General features: G+C 44.3%; 18 protein-coding genes, 6 tRNA genes and 2 rRNA genes. 21 read left to right on the forward strand and 5 right to left on the reverse strand.

Annotation, left to right across the window (positions count from 1 at the left end):
• The 17 genes from BMZ93_RS00005 to BMZ93_RS00085 form a co-directional block, all read left to right on the forward strand.
• Window positions 1-149: ribosomal RNA gene (locus tag BMZ93_RS00005) — 23S ribosomal RNA — on the forward strand; the annotation flags it as partial.
• Between the two features lie 76 nt (window positions 150-225).
• A 5S ribosomal RNA gene (gene rrf / locus BMZ93_RS00010) occupies window positions 226-342 on the forward strand.
• A gap of 29 nt (window positions 343-371) precedes the next feature.
• Window positions 372-462: transfer RNA gene (locus BMZ93_RS00015), tRNA-Ser, on the forward strand.
• 7 nt (window positions 463-469) lie between these two features.
• Window positions 470-542 (forward strand) — tRNA-Val (locus BMZ93_RS00020).
• 107 nt (window positions 543-649) lie between these two features.
• Window positions 650-723: transfer RNA gene (locus BMZ93_RS00025), tRNA-Trp, on the forward strand.
• A gap of 2 nt (window positions 724-725) precedes the next feature.
• A tRNA-His gene (locus tag BMZ93_RS00030) sits at window positions 726-798 on the forward strand.
• 26 nt (window positions 799-824) lie between these two features.
• Window positions 825-908, forward strand: a tRNA-Leu gene (locus BMZ93_RS00035).
• A 132-nt stretch (window positions 909-1,040) separates the two neighbouring features.
• Window positions 1,041-1,757: a 16S rRNA (guanine(527)-N(7))-methyltransferase RsmG gene (gene rsmG, locus BMZ93_RS00040; protein ID WP_091500971.1), complete on the forward strand. Its 717-nt coding sequence runs from the start codon at window positions 1,041-1,043 to the stop codon at window positions 1,755-1,757.
• Between the two features lie 26 nt (window positions 1,758-1,783).
• On the forward strand, window positions 1,784-2,548 hold the full coding sequence (locus BMZ93_RS00045; protein WP_091500973.1) for a ParA family protein: 765 nt from the start codon (window positions 1,784-1,786) through the stop codon (window positions 2,546-2,548).
• A complete protein-coding gene (locus BMZ93_RS00050) occupies window positions 2,541-3,443 on the forward strand; it encodes a ParB/RepB/Spo0J family partition protein (protein ID WP_091500975.1) in 903 nt (300 codons plus the stop codon). The genes BMZ93_RS00045 and BMZ93_RS00050 overlap by 8 nt, the downstream gene beginning before the upstream one ends.
• A 2-nt stretch (window positions 3,444-3,445) precedes the next feature.
• On the forward strand, window positions 3,446-3,658 hold the full coding sequence (locus tag BMZ93_RS00055; protein ID WP_091500976.1) for a DUF951 domain-containing protein: 213 nt from the start codon (window positions 3,446-3,448) through the stop codon (window positions 3,656-3,658).
• 21 nt (window positions 3,659-3,679) lie between these two features.
• Window positions 3,680-4,780 (forward strand): redox-regulated ATPase YchF, encoded by a 1,101-nt coding sequence (gene ychF / locus BMZ93_RS00060; RefSeq protein WP_091500978.1) that lies wholly within the window; start codon window positions 3,680-3,682, stop codon window positions 4,778-4,780.
• A gap of 21 nt (window positions 4,781-4,801) precedes the next feature.
• Window positions 4,802-5,527 carry a DUF1129 domain-containing protein gene (locus tag BMZ93_RS00065; RefSeq protein ID WP_091500980.1) on the forward strand — a complete coding sequence of 242 codons (726 nt, stop codon included), beginning with the start codon at window positions 4,802-4,804 and terminating at the stop codon, window positions 5,525-5,527.
• Window positions 5,528-5,529: 2 nt separating this feature from the next.
• Window positions 5,530-6,219 (forward strand): response regulator transcription factor, encoded by a 690-nt coding sequence (locus BMZ93_RS00070; protein WP_091500982.1) that lies wholly within the window; start codon window positions 5,530-5,532, stop codon window positions 6,217-6,219.
• Between the two features lies 1 nt (window position 6,220).
• On the forward strand, window positions 6,221-7,309 hold the full coding sequence (locus BMZ93_RS00075; RefSeq protein ID WP_091500984.1) for a sensor histidine kinase: 1,089 nt from the start codon (window positions 6,221-6,223) through the stop codon (window positions 7,307-7,309).
• Window positions 7,302-8,630: a D-alanyl-D-alanine carboxypeptidase family protein gene (locus tag BMZ93_RS00080; RefSeq protein ID WP_091500987.1), complete on the forward strand. Its 1,329-nt coding sequence runs from the start codon at window positions 7,302-7,304 to the stop codon at window positions 8,628-8,630. Before BMZ93_RS00075 ends, BMZ93_RS00080 begins: the two co-directional genes overlap by 8 nt.
• Before the next feature lie 65 nt (window positions 8,631-8,695).
• Window positions 8,696-10,045: a glucose-6-phosphate isomerase gene (locus tag BMZ93_RS00085; RefSeq protein WP_091500989.1), complete on the forward strand. Its 1,350-nt coding sequence runs from the start codon at window positions 8,696-8,698 to the stop codon at window positions 10,043-10,045.
• Between the two features lie 36 nt (window positions 10,046-10,081).
• On the opposite strand, the gene BMZ93_RS00090 is transcribed toward BMZ93_RS00085, so the two are convergent.
• Entirely contained in the window at window positions 10,082-10,711 is a 630-nt protein-coding gene (locus tag BMZ93_RS00090) for a GntR family transcriptional regulator (RefSeq protein WP_091500991.1), read from the reverse strand.
• Window positions 10,712-10,880: 169 nt separating this feature from the next.
• Between BMZ93_RS00090 and BMZ93_RS00095 the strand changes: the two genes are divergently transcribed.
• Window positions 10,881-12,077: a quaternary amine ABC transporter ATP-binding protein gene (locus BMZ93_RS00095; RefSeq protein WP_091500993.1), complete on the forward strand. Its 1,197-nt coding sequence runs from the start codon at window positions 10,881-10,883 to the stop codon at window positions 12,075-12,077.
• Window positions 12,070-13,785: an ABC transporter permease/substrate binding protein gene (locus tag BMZ93_RS00100; protein WP_091500995.1), complete on the forward strand. Its 1,716-nt coding sequence runs from the start codon at window positions 12,070-12,072 to the stop codon at window positions 13,783-13,785. Before BMZ93_RS00095 ends, BMZ93_RS00100 begins: the two co-directional genes overlap by 8 nt.
• 71 nt (window positions 13,786-13,856) lie before the next feature.
• Here BMZ93_RS00100 and BMZ93_RS00105 read toward each other — a convergent pair whose 3' ends face one another.
• The gene (locus BMZ93_RS00105; protein WP_159427759.1) at window positions 13,857-15,107 is read right to left on the reverse strand and encodes an ABC transporter permease; all 1,251 of its coding nucleotides are present in this window, start codon (window positions 15,105-15,107) and stop codon (window positions 13,857-13,859) included.
• Window positions 15,100-15,996, reverse strand: coding sequence for an ABC transporter ATP-binding protein (locus tag BMZ93_RS00110; protein WP_091500999.1), 897 nt, complete (start codon window positions 15,994-15,996; stop codon window positions 15,100-15,102). The genes BMZ93_RS00105 and BMZ93_RS00110 overlap by 8 nt, the downstream gene beginning before the upstream one ends.
• A 218-nt stretch (window positions 15,997-16,214) precedes the next feature.
• On the opposite strand from BMZ93_RS00110, the gene BMZ93_RS00115 reads away from it, so the two are divergent.
• Window positions 16,215-16,286, forward strand: a tRNA-Glu gene (locus BMZ93_RS00115).
• Between the two features lie 251 nt (window positions 16,287-16,537).
• Here BMZ93_RS00115 and BMZ93_RS00120 read toward each other — a convergent pair.
• Together BMZ93_RS00120 and BMZ93_RS00125 are read right to left on the reverse strand one after the other, a co-directional pair.
• Window positions 16,538-16,807: a hypothetical protein gene (locus tag BMZ93_RS00120; RefSeq protein WP_091501001.1), complete on the reverse strand. Its 270-nt coding sequence runs from the start codon at window positions 16,805-16,807 to the stop codon at window positions 16,538-16,540.
• 7 nt (window positions 16,808-16,814) lie between these two features.
• Complete coding sequence (locus BMZ93_RS00125; RefSeq protein ID WP_091501002.1) at window positions 16,815-17,051, reverse strand: hypothetical protein; 237 nt, start codon at window positions 17,049-17,051, stop codon at window positions 16,815-16,817.
• 213 nt (window positions 17,052-17,264) lie between these two features.
• Between BMZ93_RS00125 and BMZ93_RS00130 the strand changes: the two genes are divergently transcribed.
• Window positions 17,265-18,503, forward strand: a complete 1,239-nt coding sequence (locus BMZ93_RS00130; RefSeq protein ID WP_244269323.1) for a DNA/RNA non-specific endonuclease — start codon at window positions 17,265-17,267, stop codon at window positions 18,501-18,503.
• Window positions 18,504-18,575 lie beyond the last annotated feature (72 nt).

Raw genomic sequence — 18,575 nt, forward strand, 5'->3', positions numbered from 1 at the left:
CATCTAAGTGTGAAACTCGCCTCGAGATGAGATTTCCCATCTAATTAATAGAGTAAGACCCCTCAGAGATGATGAGGTAGATAGGCTAGAAGTGAAAGTGCTGTGAGGCATGGAGCGGACTAGTACTAATCGGTCGAGGACTTAACCAAAGAGTCAAATGAGTGGTTTGTTTAAGGAAAAAGAGAAGTAAGGATTATTTAGTTTTGAGTGTAAAAGCTCAAAAGGTGTCGTGTCGATGGCAAAGAGGAACCACCTGTTCCCATCTCGAACACAGAAGTTAAGCTCTTTAGCGCCAAAAGTAGTTGCCGGAACGCTGGCTGCGAGGATAGGACGATGCGATGCCTGTACATATAAAAATGAAAAAGAGTTTTGGAGAGGTGTCCGAGTCAGGCTTAAGGAGCACGGTTGGAAACCGTGTAAGCGGTTAACGCCGCTTCGAGGGTTCGAATCCCTTCTTCTCCATTCTTTCGGACGATTAGCTCAGCTGGGAGAGCACCTGCCTTACAAGCAGGGGGTCACAGGTTCGATCCCTGTATCGTCCATTTAAAATCTCTTTTTTTATTTTTACAGCGTGCACAATAGTGTTTGATAGGGTGCAAGTCCCTAGCATGTTGTTCAGTTATCAGACTGATTTTATTATACTAATCTTAGGGATATAGTTTAATGGTAGAATAGCGGTCTCCAAAACCGTTGATGGGGGTTCGATTCCCTCTATCCCTGCCATGGCGGTAGTGGTGAAGTGGTTAACACACTGGTTTGTGGATCCAGCATGCGAGGGTTCGATCCCCTTCTACCGCCCTAATAAAGTATTTATACTTTATATTGCCCTTGTGGCGGAATTGGCAGACGCGCTGGACTCAAAATCCAGTGGTGGCAACACCGTGTGGGTTCGACTCCCACCGAGGGCATACATACAACCTGGACTTTTGTCCAGGTTTTTTTGTTTATAAAAGGCCTTAAGAACCTTGATTATCAGGCCTTTTTTAGGTATTCTTAATATTAGTAAACTAGGGACAATTGGCCTGGTTTGGAGGAAAATTTTGGACCAAGAAACATTCAAAAAATTATTGAAAGAGGCTGGATTAGCCCTTTCAGATAAGCAAATGGAACAGTTCGAGACCTACTTCAACGAACTCGTTTTGGCCAACCAGTCTTTCAACTTGACGGCCATCACGGAGAAAAAGGAAGTCTATTTAAAGCACTTTTATGATTCCTTGACTTTAGCCCTTGAAATTCCAAAGTTAAAGGAGGGTGAGCCAACCTTAATTGACGTTGGTTCCGGAGCGGGTTTTCCAGCTTTACCCTTGAAGATTGCCCTACCTAACCTTCAAGTGACGATGGTTGATTCCTTGAATAAGCGTGTCAACTTCTTAAAGGAAATGGTCGTAAAACTCGGCTTAACTGGGGTAACTGTTATGCACGGTCGTGCTGAAGATTTAGGTAAGGATTTAAACTTACGTGAATCCTTTGATTATGCAACGGCACGAGCCGTTGCTCGGACACAGGTTTTGGCCGAATATACCTTGCCATTTGTAAAGATTGGTGGCGAATTCTTGGTGATGAAGGGTTCTGCTGGTAAGGATGAAATGGCGGCTGGTAAAAAAGCCTTGGCGACTTTGGGCGGAAAGTTAGTTTCCGAAAAGTCCTTTGAATTACCTAACGGCGATCCACGTGTTATTCAAGTGGTTGAGAAGGTTTCAAAGACCCCTAAGAAGTATCCTCGACAGGCTGGAACACCAACGAAGAAACCTCTCTAAGATTTTTGTAGTAAAGGAGCCTTATTGTGGCGAAAATCATTGCATTAGCAAATCAAAAGGGTGGTGTCGGTAAGACGACGACCAGTATTAACCTTTCGGCGGCTTTAGCAAAGGCTGGTAAGAAGGTTCTTTTAGTGGACGCTGACCCACAGGGAAACGCTTCTTCAGGAGTTGGGGTTGATAAGTCCGAACTAGAACACGACATTTATGATGTTTTAGTGAATGATTTCCCAGTGCAAGATGCTATTATGGCTTCTTCCTCAGAAGGATTAGACATTATTCCAACGACGATTCAGCTTTCAGAAGCGGAAGTTCAATTAGTGGACATGGAAGAACGAGAGTATCGTTTATCTAAGGCGCTTGCAAAGGTTCAAGGAAATTATGATTACGTTATTATCGATAATCCACCTTCGTTGGGATTGTTAACGATTAATTCCTTTACCGCAGCAGATGCTGTTTTAATTCCAGTGCAGACTGAGTTCTACGCTTTGGAAGGTTTAGGACAGTTGATTAACACGATTGAATTGGTTCGTCAGGGATTGAATCCAGACCTTGAAATGGCTGGTATCTTGTTGACGATGTACGATGGTCGTACGAACCTTGGAAAGCAAGTATCTGAACAGGTCCGTTCTTACTTTGAAGACCGTGTTTACGACACAGTGATTCCACGTTCTGTTCGATTATCAGAAGCACCATCATACGGACAAGCCATTATCGACTTTGATCCTAAATCAACGGGTGCTAAGTTGTACACGGAGTTTGCCAAGGAGGTCATCGCACAGTATGGCTAAGCAAAAAAGTGGCTTGGGAAAGAACATGGATTCCTTATTTGGTTCCAATGGGATTTCTAAACAAGCATTAGAACATTCAAAAACAATTACACGAACAGTTGAAGCTGGTGAAAAAGTCATTGACTTGCCATTGGCTAAAATTGAAGCCAACCCATTCCAACCACGTCTTCATTTTGATGAAACGTCAATTAAGGAATTGGCCCAGTCAATTCAGGAAAATGGTTTATTAACGCCAATCATCGTTCGTAAGTCCGGTGCTAAGTACGAAATCATTGCTGGAGAACGTCGTTTCCGTGCAAGTAAGACTTTGGCAAAGAAGACGATTTCAGCAATCGTTCGAGAGACCAACGATGAAACGATGGCGACCTTAGCCTTGATTGAAAACTTGCAGCGTGATGACCTGGATCCAATCGAAGAAGCCCGCGCCTATGCGAACTTGATGGCACAGCTCGATTTGACCCAGTCAAAGTTGGCTAGCCGCGTCGGAAAAGAACGTGCGACGGTTGCTAATGCCTTGCGTCTCTTGAAGTTACCAGATAACGTTCAGGAATTAGTTCAGCAGGGGCAGTTGTCCATGGGGCAAGCCCGTGCCTTACTCGGTCTTGAAAAAGAGTCACAGATGAACGCTGTGGTTTCTGCCATCTTGAAGGATGGGCTGAACGTTCGTCAGGTTGAAGCCTTAGTTAAGCGAGTGAACGCCGGCGACAAGCCTAAGCGAGAGGAAAAGAAGCCTTCGCCATTTGTTGAAGACTTATCCCAACGCCTAGAGGAAAAGTTTGGTACTAAGGTCAAGGTGAACGCTGGTAAAAAGGGTTCTGGAAAGATTGAAATTAACTACGTTTCCAACCGTGATTTGGAACGCATTTTAGAAATTTTAGCCATTGAGGTGGATTAATCATGGTTGATCAAAAAGACTACGGTCTAGGTGATTTGGTTGAAATGAAGAAGCCACATGCATGTGGTACCAATGCCTGGATTATTAACCGAATGGGGGCTGACATTAAGTTGACCTGCTCAGCCTGTGAGCGGACAATTATGTTGACCCGTTTCAACTTCGATAAGCGCCTTAAAAAGGTGTTGAAGAAGGCAGATGACAAACAAGAAGATTAGTCAAAGGAAAGGACTGATAACATGGCTTTAACAGCTGGTATCGTTGGTTTACCTAACGTCGGGAAATCAACACTTTTTAACGCAATTACGAAGGCCGGGGCCGAAATGGCCAACTACCCCTTCGCAACGATTGAACCAAACGTGGGAATCGTTGAAGTGCCTGACAAGCGTTTGGCACGCATTCAAGAATTAATTCCAGCCGATAAGGTTGTTCCTACGACTTTTGAATTTACTGACATCGCCGGAATCGTTAAGGGCGCTTCAAAGGGTGAAGGACTGGGAAACAAGTTCTTGGAAAACATCCGTCAAGTAAACGCCATTGTGCACGTTGTTCGTGCCTTCGATGACGATGAAATCATTCACGTTAACGGTAAGGTTGACCCATTGGATGATATCGCAACCATCAACACTGAATTGGTTTTGGCTGATTTGGAAGCCGTTGAGAAGCGCTATGCAAAGGTTGCTCGTGCAGCGAAGGGTTCTGATAAGGCTGCCAAGGCTGAAGCCGCAGTTCTTGAAAAGATTAAGCCTGTTTTGGAAGACGGTAAGGCCGTTCGTTCCATTGACTTCACTGAAGAGGAACAGGCCGTTGTCAAGGGATTGTTCTTGTTGACGTCAAAGCCAACGCTTTACGTAGCAAACATTGCCGAAGACGACATGGGTGACCCTGAGAATTCTCCTTACTACAAGCAAATTAAGGAATTCGCAGACAGCGAAAATGCCGAAGTGATTGCCTTGTCTGCAGAAGCAGAAGAAGAAATCGCTCAGTTGGATGACGACGAAAAGGCGGACTTCTTGGAATTGGCTGGTGTTGAAGAACCCGGTTTGGACAAGTTGATTCGCTCAGCCTACCACTTGTTGGACTTGCGTACCTTCTTCACCGCAGGTGAAAAGGAAACGCGTGCCTGGACATTTAAGGCCGGTTACAAGGCACCTCAAGCTGCTGGTGTTATTCACTCCGACTTTGAACGTGGCTTTATCCGTGCCGAAACCTTCTCATTCGATGATTTAGATAAGTACGGTTCAGAAAAGGCCGTGAAGGAAGCTGGCCGTTTGCGTTCTGAAGGTAAGGAATACGTTGTTCAAGATGGCGACATCATGGAATTCCTATTCAACGTTTAATATTTAGAAAAAGGTGAGACGATGACAGAAGTCGAACACAAATTTACGAAGAAAAACCAGGACTTCCTTTTCCATTTGGAAAAGGGCTTGGCTGATAGCGATAAAATCAGTGAAGAAAAGAAGGAAGAAATCCTAGGTGAAGTTGAACAACAGTTGGCCGAAGGACAAAAGCTTGGGCACACCGCTGCCCAACTCTTTGGTACACCAGCAGAAACTTTGGAAAAATATCTTAACCCTGTTGCCTTGGCAAAGGGCTTCCACGATTATTCCTTTGGATTTTTAGCTGGTGATACTGCCTTGGTTTTGATTATGTTCTTAACCGGTTTCTTTACAGTAACCATGGGATTCTCAGGATCTAAGTCAGGATCTGAAGGAATTGGTGTTTCATCAATTATCTTACTTTCCCTCTGGGGTGGTGCTATCTATACGATGGCCATGCAACGTTTCATTCCAAATCCTAAGGAAGACCAAAGCAAGAAAAAGATTCCAAGCTGGTTGATGTTGGTAATCGTCGCACTGCTTTGGATTGGTGGCTTTACAGCCTTCCTTTACTTGCCAGCTGCATTAAACCCAGTCTTGCCTGTATGGGGTAACGGTTTGATGTTCTTCATCGCTTGGGCACTGTACTTTGTTAACCGTCGTTATGCCGGCTTGAAGCGTGGTGGTGTTTTGGCCATTTCAAAGCTTGCACAACAGGAACGTTTACGTCAGGAAAACGAGAAGCAAGAGAATCAGAAGCGAGGCTAATCATGAAGATTTTAGTTGTTGATGACGATCAAGAGATCGCTGAATTACTCGAAATTTATCTGAAGAACGAAGGCTACGAAGCCCTTATCGCTAAAGACGGTAAGGAAGCTCTGTCAAAGTTTAATACGAACCCTGACATTGCTTTGATGGTCTTGGACATTATGATGCCAAACATGACAGGATTTGATGTGTTGAAGGAAGTCCGCAAGGACACCCACATGCCAATCTTGATGCTGTCTGCGAAGTCATCGGACATGGATAAGATTCAAGGTTTGATTTCTGGTGCTGACGACTATGTGACAAAGCCTTTCAACCCATTGGAAGTAATGGCACGTATCCGTTCTTTGATTCGCCGCTCACAAAACGCCGTGCAGGAACAAAAGCCTGATGTGTTGAACGTCGCTTCATTGGTGATTAACAAGGATTCACATGATGTGAAGACGGCATCTGGGGAATTGGTTAACCTGACAGCCCTTGAATTTGGCATTCTCTACCTTTTGGCTTCACACCCAAACCGTGTCTTCTCTGCTGATGACATTTTTGAACGTGTTTGGCAGCAAGAGTCCGTTGTTTCAGCCAAGACGGTTATGGTCCACGTGTCACACCTTCGTGATAAGCTTGAAGAAGCGACGAACGGTGACCAGGTCATTCAAACCGTTTGGGGTGTTGGTTATAAAATTGAAGTGAACTAATATGGTCAAAAAAGCAAAAATTATCTGCCAATCGATTCTTAAAATCATTTTCGGAATTGGCTTTATCCTAGCAGCAGGCTGGGTGCTTTTCTTTGACATTTTGAAAGAAAGGCCCAGCTGGTCATCATGGACTAGTTGGCCTTCTTTTTGCATTTTCACAGGGCTTTTGACTTTGCTTTTGCTGGTTCTTACCATCCGACGTGCCAAGAAAGAAGTTCGGATGATGCGTTTGGTGAATGAGCTTCAGTCAGCGATTGAAAAAGAAGAGAAGGTTCAGTTACCAGACAAGTTAACCGGCCCAATGGACCAGCAAATTAAAGAAATCTTTGATTTAACTCAGCAGCAGTTTGACGAAGAGCATCAGGAGCAGCTGCAGATGGCTGCTTCGAAGGAAGAGATGATGACCAACATCTCTCACGATTTGCGTACTCCTCTAACTGCCATTATTGGTTACTTGGGGTTGGTTGTGACGCCGACAACCGTCATGCAAGCAGAGGATGAAAAGAAATACCTTGAAACGGCTTACCATAAGGCTAACCAGATGAAAGTCCTGGTAGAGGACCTCTTTGAGTTTGCTAAGCTACAGTCTTCCCAGATTACATTGAATGTGTCGGACTTTTCACTGGGTGATTTGTTTGACCAGGTTTTGGCCAATTATGCCGTTGAGGCCGAGAAGAAGGGAATTCGTTTGACTACCCAATTGGCACCTGAGTTAATTGTGATGGCTGGCGACTCAGAAAAGCTGGCCCGTGTTTTAATTAACTTGGTTGAAAACGCTTTGAAATATGGGCAGGGTGCCTCGTTCATTAAGTTGACGGCGCAAGAAAAAGCGGATGGACAGGTTGAAATTCGTGTTGTCAATAACGGTCCTGCCATCCCTGAGCAGTCCTTGAACCAGCTCTTTAACCGTTTTTACCGTGTTGAGTCCTCTCGTAACACGAAAACAGGTGGAACGGGCCTAGGTCTCTCCATCGTGAAGGGTGTCATTGATAAGCACCATGGGCAGGTTCGTGCCGAATCAAATGCTGATTTAACGGCCTTTATTATTACTTTGCCAAAGCAACAAGAAAAAGAAGAAGTGAATGTTTAAGAAAAAGAAGCAACCTAAATTGAATCAGGTCAAGCAGCAGAAAAAGGGGGACCGCAGTAAGTGGTACGCTTTTGCCTTTTTTGTATTGGCCTTTGTAGCCATTATGGCTGTGGTTTTTTGGCCACACGTTCATAAAACGGTTGTTCAATCGACAGGAAAGACGGAAGAGCCCGTTCAACTTTCAGTTGATGCGAAATCCGGTTTGGTTGTGGATCTAACAACTGGTCAAATTATTGGGGAGAAGAATGCTAATAAGCAGGTAGCGATTGCCTCTCAATCAAAGATGTTAGTTGCCTACGGTGTTTTAAAGGCCATTCAAGAAAAGAAAATCGAATGGACTGATCAGGTAACCATTCCATCAAATGCTGACCTATCTAGTCAAAGTGATTCTTTGTATTCACACCTCGATATTAAGACTGGTGATAAGGTTTCTGTTAAGGATTTGTACACAGCAATGTTTACAAATTCTGCAAATGATGCCGCCTTTGCCTTGGTGACTTTCCTATCTGGTGATTCAAGCAAGGATCAAGCGACTCTTGAAGGCTGGGCGAAGGATTTGAAACTATCTGGTTCTGCCTGGTACAACGGTGCCGGTCAAAAGAACGGCGACGCCTTTGAAAACGAAATTACCTCCGCTTCTTCATCTGACTATAACCATGCTTCTGCAACACAGGTGGCACAGATTGCTATGAAGATTTTGAGCATGGATCCTGATTTGATGAAGTTGACTGAATCGGCCAACTTGAACTACACGAAGAATAAGACGACAAAGATTTCCCAGGCATCAGACTTTGGAACTTCATTTGCCAACATGGAAGCTAATCTGGACAATCCTAATAATTTGCAAATGTTGGGCTTGAAGACAGGGTCGACTCCAGAATCTGGTGCCTCTTACACGGGTGTTGTGAAGGACCAAAACGGGCACCTCTTCTTGACGGTGATTAACGGTGCTGCCGATTATACGGATAAGACGGAACGCTTCCAAAAGACTTTGGAAATGGTTGACCAGGTTTTGAAGGAGCGGAATGCACATGACTATAAGGCGGGAACGACTTTGTCGGGAGCTTCAAAACTTGCTATCAAGGATGAAAAGGTCAAAGCCAAAGTGCAGGTTGCTGCCTTAACGACCTACTGGACCAAGTCGAATAAGAACTTGTCCTTGATGGAAGCACCAACTTTGTCAACGAAACCAAGCACGACGGATACAGACGTATTGGCACACATTGCCGTTAATTTGAAGGCTAAGTACCTGCCTGGTACATCTGAAACGAAGAAGGAAATTCCACTTGAATTAGCGGGACAACCCGTAGAAAACGACTAAGTCTTTCGTTTCTCCAAAGGGCTTAAATAAGAATAATAAGCATTGAAAATGCTGAAGGAGTCTTCATGACTGCAATTCAATTTGATTCACATGGTGTTAAGACCTTTATTAAAGAACATGAGTACGAAGAGCTAAAACCACAGTTGGCTATGGCTCAAAAGCTTCTTTTTGAAAAGAAGGGGGCTGGTTCTGATTACACAGATTGGGTTAACTGGGCGTCAAACTTTGACCAACAGGAGCTGCAAGAAATTCAGCGCTTGGCTAAGAAGGTGCAGCAGCAATCAAAAGTCTTGGTTGTGATTGGCATCGGTGGTTCTTACCTCGGTGCCAAGATGGCCTTAGATTTTATGAAGTCACCTTGGTATAACGATTTACTCGAAGACGGGCAGACTAAGATTTACTTTGCTGGTAATAACTTGTCAGCCATGGCCTTGCAGCAGTTATTGCGCGTTATTGGTGATCAAGATTTCTCAGTTAATGTGATTTCGAAGTCAGGTCAAACGACGGAAGCCGCTTTGTCCTTCCGATTCTTTAAGCAGGCTTTGGAAGAACGTTATGGACGCGAAGGTGCCGTTGATCGCATCATCGCAACCACTGACCAAAAGAAGGGAACCTTGCGTGAAGAGGCCGATACTGCTGGTTACGAAACGTTGGTGGTGCCTGATGGTATTGGTGGACGCTTTTCTGTTTTGACTGCTGTTGGTCTCTTACCAATGGCCGTTGCTGGTATTGATATCGAAAAGGTTCTTGCTGGTGCTGCAGCGGGCGAAGAAAATTATCGTTCAGCTAATTTTAGCTCAAATGCTGCCTTGCAGTATGCAGCCAGCCGACGGATTCTTTACGATAAGGGATACACGACCGAAATCTTAGCTTCTTGGGAACCTTCCCTCCAGTATTTTGCTGAATGGTGGAAGCAGTTGATGGGGGAGTCAGAGGGGAAGAATTTGAAGGGGATTTATCCCTCATCTGCTAACTACTCGACTGATTTGCATTCCTTTGGTCAGTACATTCAAGAAGGTCGTCGTGACCTTTTTGAAACGGTTGTCCGTGTTGATGAAGTAGCGTCTGACCTTGATGTACCTAAGACACCTGAGAATTCAGATGGGTTAGCCTATCTCGAAGGGAAGACCCTTGATCAAGTGAACCAGACGGCGGCCGATGGCGTTGCCATTGCCCATATTGACGGTGGTGTTCCGAACTTAGCCGTTCGAATTGCTAAGCAGGATGAGCGAACTTTGGGTGAGCTGATTTACTTCTTTGAAATGTCAGTGGCTATCTCGGCTTACCTCTTCGGTATTAACCCTTTCAATCAACCTGGTGTGGAAGCATACAAAACAGCGATGTTTGCCTTGCTTGAGAAGCCTGGTTATGAAAGTGAAAGTCAACTTTATAAAGAACGATTGAAGAACATATAAAAAAAGCAGACCACATGGTCTGCTTTTTTATTTTGATTAATTTGTGGATGGTCCTTCGAAGAACTGTTGGATGGCTTCTACTGTTTTTTCCGTTCCAACAAAGTAAATGGTGTCACCCGGTTGGATGTTGGCATATGGTCCTGGTGAAAGAATCAAATCTTCATCGTGTAGGACCGCGATGATAGTTGCCCCAGTGTTCTGCCAAATATTTAGAGAACCGATTGAGCGGTTGAGCTTGTCGGAATTGGCATCGGGGATGTATTCAAAGGGAGACATTGGATTGTGCTGATTGACACGCTGGGTCTGGTCGAGCAAAAGAGTGAAGGATTCGTCCAAATTTGTTAGATCTTCTTTTTGCTTGGCAATCAGTGCTTTAATTTGGCTGTGTGTTTCCTGTAGGTTACGGGATTCCTTAGCCTGTGAGAGAAATTCGCGGGCCCGCTCGCGGGAGAGCACCTCAACGCCAGATCCGTGGACGACTTTGACAATATCTAAGTCTGCAAGAACGGAGATGGCCTTGCGGGCTGTTTCGGCAGACACGCCAAAAGTAGCGGCCAGTGTCGAACGAGCGTGTAACTTTTGGCCAACTTCAAATTTTTTATTAACAATCGCTTCAGCAATTTCTTGGGCGATTTTATGATAGCGGGGTTCCTTAATTTTAGGCATCAGATAGCATCCTCGAATAAAATGTTACTTAAATTTAATATTCATTTGAAAAAAAGTGACAATCTATGTATGATAGTAGGTGGTCACTATTGCCCATCTGCTTTTTTATGCAGGTGGTCACTTGTTAGTTTATTTTAAATTAATGAGATAGTCAACTATAGGAGGATTTATGCCAAAAGTGCAACTGAAGCACCTAACTAAGATCTTCGGTAAGAAGCAAAAAGCTGCTTTGAAGATGGTTAAGGAGAATAAGTCTAAGAACGAAATCTTTGAGAAGACTGGTTCAACAGTCGGTGTTTACGACATCAACCTTGAAGTTAACGAAGGGGAAATCTTCGTTATTATGGGTCTCTCAGGTTCTGGTAAATCAACGTTGATTCGATTGCTTAACCGTTTGATCGAACCAACTTCTGGCCAGATTATCTTGGACGGAAAAGACATCACCCACTATAACAAGAAAGAAATGTTAGACATCCGTCGTAAGAAGATGTCGATGGTCTTTCAGAATTTCGCTCTATTTCCACACCGTACCATTCTGGAAAACACAGAATACGGTTTGGAAATTCAGGGAGTGCCTGCAGCAGAACGTCGCAAGCGTGCTGAAAAGGCCTTGGAAAATTCAAAGCTAATTTCTTTCAAGAACCAATACCCATCACAACTTTCAGGTGGTATGCAACAGCGTGTTGGTTTGTCACGTGCTTTGACAAACGATCCAGACATTCTGTTGATGGATGAGGCTTTCTCAGCCCTTGATCCATTGGTTCGTCACGAAATGCAAGATGAATTGTTGGACTTGCAGCAAAACGTGCAAAAGACAATTATCTTCATCACCCACGATTTGAACGAAGCCCTTCGTTTGGGTGACCGGATTGCCATCATGAAGGATGGTCAGTTACAACAGGTTGGAACTGGTGAAGAAATTTTGACTAACCCAGCAAACGATTACGTTGAAAACTTCGTTGAGGACGTTGACCGTTCAAAGGTTTTGAACGCTGAATCAATTATGATTCCTGGTTTGACGGTTAACATCGATTCAGATGGTCCAAACGTTGCCTTGCACCGGATGTCTGAAGAAGAAGTTTCTGGTTTGGTTGCCGTTGATGGTAAGCGTAAGTTTGCCGGATACCTAACATCCGATAACGCAGTGAAGGCCCGTAAGGAAAAGTTGCCATTGCGCGATGTGATTGACGACATGCCAATTGTTAAGCCTGATACGCTTGTGGCTGACATTATGCCAATCATCTACGATGCCCACTCACCAGTGGCCGTTGTTGATGATGACCAAAAGATGCGCGGAATCATCATTCGTGGTGCCGTCATCGAAGCCTTAGCACAAACGGAAGGAGACGGACAAACAAATGCCTAGTTTATTCTCCATTGATAAATTGCCATTGGCCCAATGGGTATCGGATGGCGTGAACTGGATGACAAAGAACTGGTCAGGTTTCTTTGATGCCATCCAAAATGGTGGACAAGCCTTCATGGACGCCATGACCAACTTCTTGACGGCCATCCCACAGCCGGTCTTCATCATTGCATTGGCCCTCTTGGCCTGGTTCACAACACCTAAGAAGTATGGTTTGCCAACTTTGATTGTTCTTGGTTTGGCCTTGATTGCCAACCAGGGACTCTGGTCAGATTTGATGCAGACGATGACTTTGGTCATCACCTCATCATTGGTTTCATTGATTATCGGAATTCCTTTGGGAATCTGGACGTCAAAGTCGCCTAAGGCCTATGCCATTATTAAGCCAATCCTGGACTTCATGCAGACGATGCCCGCCTTCGTTTACTTGATTCCAGCCGTTGCCTTCTTCGGTATCGGAATGGTTCCTGGAACCTTCTCATCAGTGATCTTCGCGCTGCCACCAGTTGTGAACTTCACTTACTTGGGAATGAAGCAAGTGCCAGAAGCCTTGGTTGAAGCAGCCGATTCATTCGGTTCAACCACTTGGCAAAAGCTGTTCAAGCTTGAATTACCTTCTGCCAAGCCATCAATCGTTGCTGGTTCAAAGCAAACGATTATGTTGGCCCTGTCAATGGTTGTGACGGCTTCAATGATTGGGGCACCAGGACTTGGTCGTGGTGTTCTCTCTGCCGTACAACACGCCGACGTTGGTGCTGGATTCGTTAATGGTATTGCCTTGGTTATCTTGGCCATTATCATCGACCGTTTTGTTTCAAAGTTGAACACGGACCCTGTTACCACACCAAAGTTGCCAAAGTGGCGTAAGTGGGGCGCATGGGCCATGGTTGCCATCATTGCCGTTGCTGGTATCGCTGGTTCAATCACTGCTGCTCAACAATCTGGTAAGAAGGTTAACCTTGGTTATGTTGAATGGGATTCTGAAGTTGCCTCAACAAACGTCTTGGCCGAAGCAATGCGCCAACACGGTTACGATGTAACGACAACGCCATTGGACAACGCGGTTAACTGGCAATCAGTTGCTAACAAGCAAATTGATGGTACGGTTTCTGCTTGGTTGCCAAACACTCACAAGGCCATGTACAACAAGTACAAGGACCAAGTGGATGTCTTGGGTACAAACTTGAAGGGTGTTAAACTTGGATTAGTTGTTCCTGATTACATGGACGTTAATTCAATTTCTGATTTGACCAACCAAGCTGACAAGCAAATTATTGGTATTGAAGCTGGTGCTGGTGTTATGACCGCCGCACAGAAGACAATCGATACTTATTCAAACTTGTCTGGTTGGAAGCTAACTGCCTCATCATCAGGTGCCATGACGGCTGCCTTGGATAAGGCTTACAAGAACAAGCAACCAATTGTTGTAACTGGTTGGACACCACACTGGATGTTCAACAAGTACAAGTTGAAGTTCCTGCAAGATCCTAAGGGAACGATGGGTGGTGACGAAACCATCAAGACGGTTGTTCGTAAGAACTTGAAGTCAACCAACCCTGACGTTTACAAGGTCATGAAGAACTTCCACTGGAACCAAGAAGATATGCAATCTGTCATGTTGGATATCCAAAACGGTAAGTCTGCTAAGCAAGCTGCCGATGACTGGATTAAGACACACAAGAGTCAAGTGAACGCTTGGTTTAAGTAAGCACTTAATAAAGTTAAAGAAAAAGCGTAATCCGAAAGGATTACGCTTTTTTGTATGTCATTAAGTATTTGCTATGACTTCTTTTTCTTTAACCATTTTTCAGGTAGCAAGGAAGCAAGCAACTGCTTTGAAATGTTTTCTTCTGAGTAGGAGAGAACATTCTTCTTGTAGAGCTTCAAACCAAAGTGGAGTAGGAAGGCGAAGAAGAGAATGGCTAGGACTAATGAAAGGCTAGCCTGCCACCAAGCCGCATAGTGGTTGGCCAACTGACTTGGCATGATGGACTGTCCCATGAGGGGAATGTAGGAGAGAACCTGGATAAAGGCGTTGTTTCCTGCACCGGCTGAGGAGCTGGAGATGGCAACGATGTAAGGCACCATGGCAATCAGCGTCACTGGCGTCATGGCCTGTGAAATCTGACTTTGATCGTTGACTAGTGAAGCAGCGATGGCCGCCAGAATCAGGTAAGAGGCCGTCGAAATGATAACAAAGGCCAGCGTGAAGAACCAGAAGCCAGGTGTTAGCGCGGTTAGATATGAGAAGACCATCTTGGTAATGGCCATTTTCTGTCCGACCATGGCAATGACGCCACCGGCTAGTCCGTAAAGAACAAGCTGCGTAAGGAGCAAGTAGGAAACACCAAGAATCTTACCGAAGTACTGAGCCTTCGCTGATGAAGCCGCTAGCAAAGTCTCCATGATGCGTGAGGACTTCTCGTTAGCAATTTCATTTCCAATGATGGAAGAGTAGGTGGAAACGATGATGAAGACGACAATACCAATGGCCATCGTCAAAATTTGCTTAACGGCATCGGCTGCTTCGGAATCCTTCTTTTCGTTCTTATCAACGACCTTAGATGACAGGTTGAAGGGGCTCTTTAGGTCAGCAATCTGCTTATCCGTCAGGTTGTACTTAGCAGCTTTATCGGCTAGGAGTTGCTTACTTAGGAAGGACTTCAACTTATCGGTATCGATGCTGTTTGACTTCGGCTGCGTGAGCAGGGTCCCCTGGTCATTATTGATGATGAGGACCCCGTCGAGGTCACCGTTGTTCAGGGACTGCTTAGCAGCGGTCTCCGTTTTCTCGTTCTTGACTTTGATGTTCAAGTGTTTTTGATTCTGCTTGATGGCCGATTGTACTTCGCTTGGTGCAACCACCGCCACATCCGCTGTTTTATTGGAAGAGAAGACGGAAACGCCCCAGCCAATGGCGGCTGAGAAAACAATGAGGGCGACTGGTCCGAAGAGGACCCACCAGAAGGACTTTTTCTTCAGGCGTGTGAAGAAGGTATGCTTGGCAACTAGTGTAATTTGCTTATCCATGGCTGGCCACCTCCGTCTTGAAAATTTCTGCCAGAGTTGGTGGCTGCTGTGAAAAGGCAGGGATGTAACCATTAGCGGTTACCTGGTCGAAGATTGCCTTTCCTGCGTTTTCATTATCCAAATAGAGTAGGTAGCCGGCACCCTGTTTCTCGACACGGTTAACACCATCCATGGCACTGTAATCGACTGCTGAAAAGTCAGGGGCTTCAACATAGAGTCGAATCCGTCCAAAGGACTCACGAATCTCTTGGACAGGGCCCTGTAGGACTGTGCGTCCTTGCTTCAACATGACTAGTTGGTCGGAGATTTCTGTCACGTTATCCATGTTGTGGGATGAGAAGATAATCATGGCACCCTGTTCTTTTAGTTCCTTAATGGTATCCATGAAGAGTCCGGCGTTAACGGGATCCAATCCAGAGAAGGGCTCATCCAAGATGATGAAATCTGGTTTGAAGATCAAAGCCAAAATCATCTGAATTTTCTGGGCGTTTCCCTTGGAGAGGGTTTGCACGAGGTCAGAGGCCTTGCCGACAACCTGGAGTTTGTTCATCCAGTCTGTTAGGGCTTCTTTGGCATCCGCCTTGTTCATACCGTGCAATTCGGCCAGGTAGAGAACCTGATCCTCAATACTTTCTTTTTGATAGAGTCCACGTTCTTCCGGCAAAAAGCCAATCTTGTGGCGCTCTTTTTCAGTTAGGGGCTGACCGTCCCAAGTGATGGAACCAGAGTCTGCTTCAATGAAGTTCAAAATCATCCGGAAAGTCGTTGTCTTTCCAGCACCGTTTTGCCCAATCAAACCCAGTACTTCACCGGGCTTAATGGAAACAGATAAATCTGAAACCGCTTGGTGGTCACCGAAAGCTTTATTAAGCTTCGAAATGGTGATCATATTCTGCTCCTTTGTATTTTTTGGCAACTCGAATAAGTGAGTTACTCATCACTACTATTATACTGAATTCGATAGTTACTATTAACCCGATTCCGGAATTTCACTGGTTTTCGAGTACTTTGAAGGCCTGACTGCCTCTGAGTTTACGTCTAAAAAAGTCGCGCTTCTTATTGACCGAATCGCATTTCTTTAGTAAACTAATTAAGTGCTAAATTTATGGCCCCATGGTCAAGTGGTTAAGACGTCGCGTTCTCAGCGCGGAATCGAGGGTTCGACTCCCTCTGGGGCTATCAGAAATAAAAAGGTTCAACTCAGCGTTTGAAAGTGCTGTGGTTGAGCCTTTTTTGTTTTTCGGAGTTCTATGAATTACAAGAGAGTTCAAGCAAAATAACACAAAAAATAACACATAAATATATAGCGGGGAGGTTATGTCATTTAACTGTTTGGTTGACCTTGCTTTTCTGTAGCCCAAATTGGGTAATATTATAGATTAGCCAACGGTTCTTCAATCCGACGCTAAAAGAGTGTGGCCTGTTCGCTTTTATGATTCTTTTTCTACTTTCTTCTTAACCACACGACTATAAAAGGTGTGCGTCAATGTATCAACAACCCATGCGATTAATACGATTTCCAATATATTCAAGAACACATTTCCGCTGAATAATTTCTTATAAAGAAATAACCAAATTACAAGCCCAAATGCAATCAAAGAAAACAAATCTTGTAAAAACTCTTTTTGATCTCTTTTTGTTGTCCGTTCAATTTCAATGGTGGTATGCACACCACGCTTACTCATGTATTCTTTTTTCATGTTTAGATTAATCCCTCTTCTCTTCGTCTGACCAATGCTGTGTTCCATCATACGCGGGATGATTGGTTTCTAAAACCACTTCAATATCACTTGGTTTGATGTCATCTAATCCAATTGTGTAGCCGAGGTTAACTTGATCCATTACTTCAATCATGGCGTCGCCGGTTTCGTTGGACCATATTTCAACTAAAAATCCTTCACGACCATCTTTTAATTTGACGTAATCATATTGTTTTAATTCCATGTTCTTGAGTCTTTCAACGATTTCCTATAATACTTATTAAGCTATCTTTTTTAGTTTATCAAATATACCTGTTCTAATTCCCCTTACTTTTTAATTAATTTTGTTTCATACCTAACAGTTTGATTGTTCATACAGATTTGATTTCTAAATTCCTGTACACTATTTAAGTATTGTATTTATACAAAATGAGAGAGAAAGTATAGGAATTTTATAATGAATAACATATTTGCCATGTTGTTTTTCATTGGAATCGTCTGGTTTTTCGTTGAATGGCGTAAAAATCGTAAGAACGGTTTGAAGTTACAGAAGAAGGGCAAGTGGTTACTTGCTGCCAGCTTACTTTTCTTCGTTGGGGTTGGTATGACTGCCGATGCGGACGATAACCAGTCCTCGTCCACCCATCAGCAAGCCGCCAAGACCAGTCATAAAAGCAGTTCGTCTAAAAAGTCGTCAAGTGCTAAGTCGGATTCAAAGAAGAAAACCTCTTCGTCAGATAAGGAGGACTCTTCGAAATCTTCTAACCAGAAGCCTGTTCAAGAATCAGACGGTGTTCTGACTTTTACAGGAAAGAAACAGCACGTCATGGGAGACTTAGACTCCTTGCAGCGTGCGACCTACTCCCACATCCAGTTACAGGATAAGGACGAACCGAAGAAGAAGCGTTCGGCTCGTTTGACCTATAACCCCGTTGGTTGGCACAATTTTAAGTTTTACTATGGGGATGGTTCCAAGCAGGCCTGGCTGATGAACCGTGGCCACCTGGTTGGTTATCAGTTCTGCGGCTTGAACGATGAGCCAAAGAACCTGGTGCCTGAAACGGCCTGGATGAATGCTGGTAACTACAAGGGCATGAATGATGGTAACAAGGATTCGATGCTCTATTATGAGAATCGCTTAGATTCTTGGTTAGCTAATCATCCTCATTACTGGCTGGATTACCAGGTAAAGCCAATCTATCAGGGGGATGAGCTTATTCCTCGTCAGGTTGTTTTGTCCTATGTTGGCCTTGATTCAGACGGAAAAGTCTTAGAAATTAAGTTGGGATCGGATAAAGAGTCTGTTGATGCTGCGGGAATCACACACGTGACTTTGGATAACGTATCACCAAATGCACAGATTGACTATTTGACTGGACGTGCCACTAATACGGTTGATAAGGAAAGTCATACCGTTAGCTCCTCAAAGTCTAAAAAGAAGAGTAGTAAGAAGTCGACCGAGAAGAAATCTGAACCTGCTGCTAGCCAACCTGCTCAGCAATCACCAGCTGTGCAACAGCCTGTTCAAAACGAAAATGCTGGATCAAGCCGAACAGTTTATGTAACGGGCGGTGGTAAGTCTAACGTTTGCTGGTATGACACAAGTAATATGCCTGCTCGAACGAACAAAGCAAATATTATCACGATGACGGAAGCGGATGCCATTGCGCAGGGAAAGCGATTGTCGAGCCGATGATGAAACTTTGATATTACGATGAGTTATGGGGATGGTAACTTTTTGATGCTACAATTTATTTGTGGATAAGCA

The organism is Fructobacillus durionis (assembly GCF_900112405.1).
Lineage (GTDB): Bacteria > Bacillota > Bacilli > Lactobacillales > Lactobacillaceae > Fructobacillus > Fructobacillus durionis.

What these genes read in the sequence shown, in the direction of transcription:
- BMZ93_RS00050 (WP_091500975.1), top strand. Translation starts at nt 2,541, where the DNA reads ATGGCTAAGCAAAAAAGTGGCTTGGGAAAGAACATGGATTCCTTATTT.
- BMZ93_RS00055 (WP_091500976.1), top strand. Translation starts at nt 3,446, where the DNA reads ATGGTTGATCAAAAAGACTACGGTCTAGGTGATTTGGTTGAAATGAAG.
- ychF (WP_091500978.1), top strand. Translation starts at nt 3,680, where the DNA reads ATGGCTTTAACAGCTGGTATCGTTGGTTTACCTAACGTCGGGAAATCA.
- BMZ93_RS00065 (WP_091500980.1), top strand. Translation starts at nt 4,802, where the DNA reads ATGACAGAAGTCGAACACAAATTTACGAAGAAAAACCAGGACTTCCTT.
- BMZ93_RS00070 (WP_091500982.1), top strand. Translation starts at nt 5,530, where the DNA reads ATGAAGATTTTAGTTGTTGATGACGATCAAGAGATCGCTGAATTACTC.
- BMZ93_RS00075 (WP_091500984.1), top strand. Translation starts at nt 6,221, where the DNA reads ATGGTCAAAAAAGCAAAAATTATCTGCCAATCGATTCTTAAAATCATT.
- BMZ93_RS00080 (WP_091500987.1), top strand. Translation starts at nt 7,302, where the DNA reads ATGTTTAAGAAAAAGAAGCAACCTAAATTGAATCAGGTCAAGCAGCAG.
- BMZ93_RS00085 (WP_091500989.1), top strand. Translation starts at nt 8,696, where the DNA reads ATGACTGCAATTCAATTTGATTCACATGGTGTTAAGACCTTTATTAAA.
- BMZ93_RS00090 (WP_091500991.1), bottom strand. Translation starts at nt 10,711, where the DNA reads ATGCCTAAAATTAAGGAACCCCGCTATCATAAAATCGCCCAAGAAATT.
- BMZ93_RS00095 (WP_091500993.1), top strand. Translation starts at nt 10,881, where the DNA reads ATGCCAAAAGTGCAACTGAAGCACCTAACTAAGATCTTCGGTAAGAAG.
- BMZ93_RS00100 (WP_091500995.1), top strand. Translation starts at nt 12,070, where the DNA reads ATGCCTAGTTTATTCTCCATTGATAAATTGCCATTGGCCCAATGGGTA.
- BMZ93_RS00105 (WP_159427759.1), bottom strand. Translation starts at nt 15,107, where the DNA reads ATGGATAAGCAAATTACACTAGTTGCCAAGCATACCTTCTTCACACGC.
- BMZ93_RS00110 (WP_091500999.1), bottom strand. Translation starts at nt 15,996, where the DNA reads ATGATCACCATTTCGAAGCTTAATAAAGCTTTCGGTGACCACCAAGCG.
- BMZ93_RS00120 (WP_091501001.1), bottom strand. Translation starts at nt 16,807, where the DNA reads ATGAAAAAAGAATACATGAGTAAGCGTGGTGTGCATACCACCATTGAA.
- BMZ93_RS00125 (WP_091501002.1), bottom strand. Translation starts at nt 17,051, where the DNA reads ATGGAATTAAAACAATATGATTACGTCAAATTAAAAGATGGTCGTGAA.
- BMZ93_RS00130 (WP_244269323.1), top strand. Translation starts at nt 17,265, where the DNA reads ATGAATAACATATTTGCCATGTTGTTTTTCATTGGAATCGTCTGGTTT.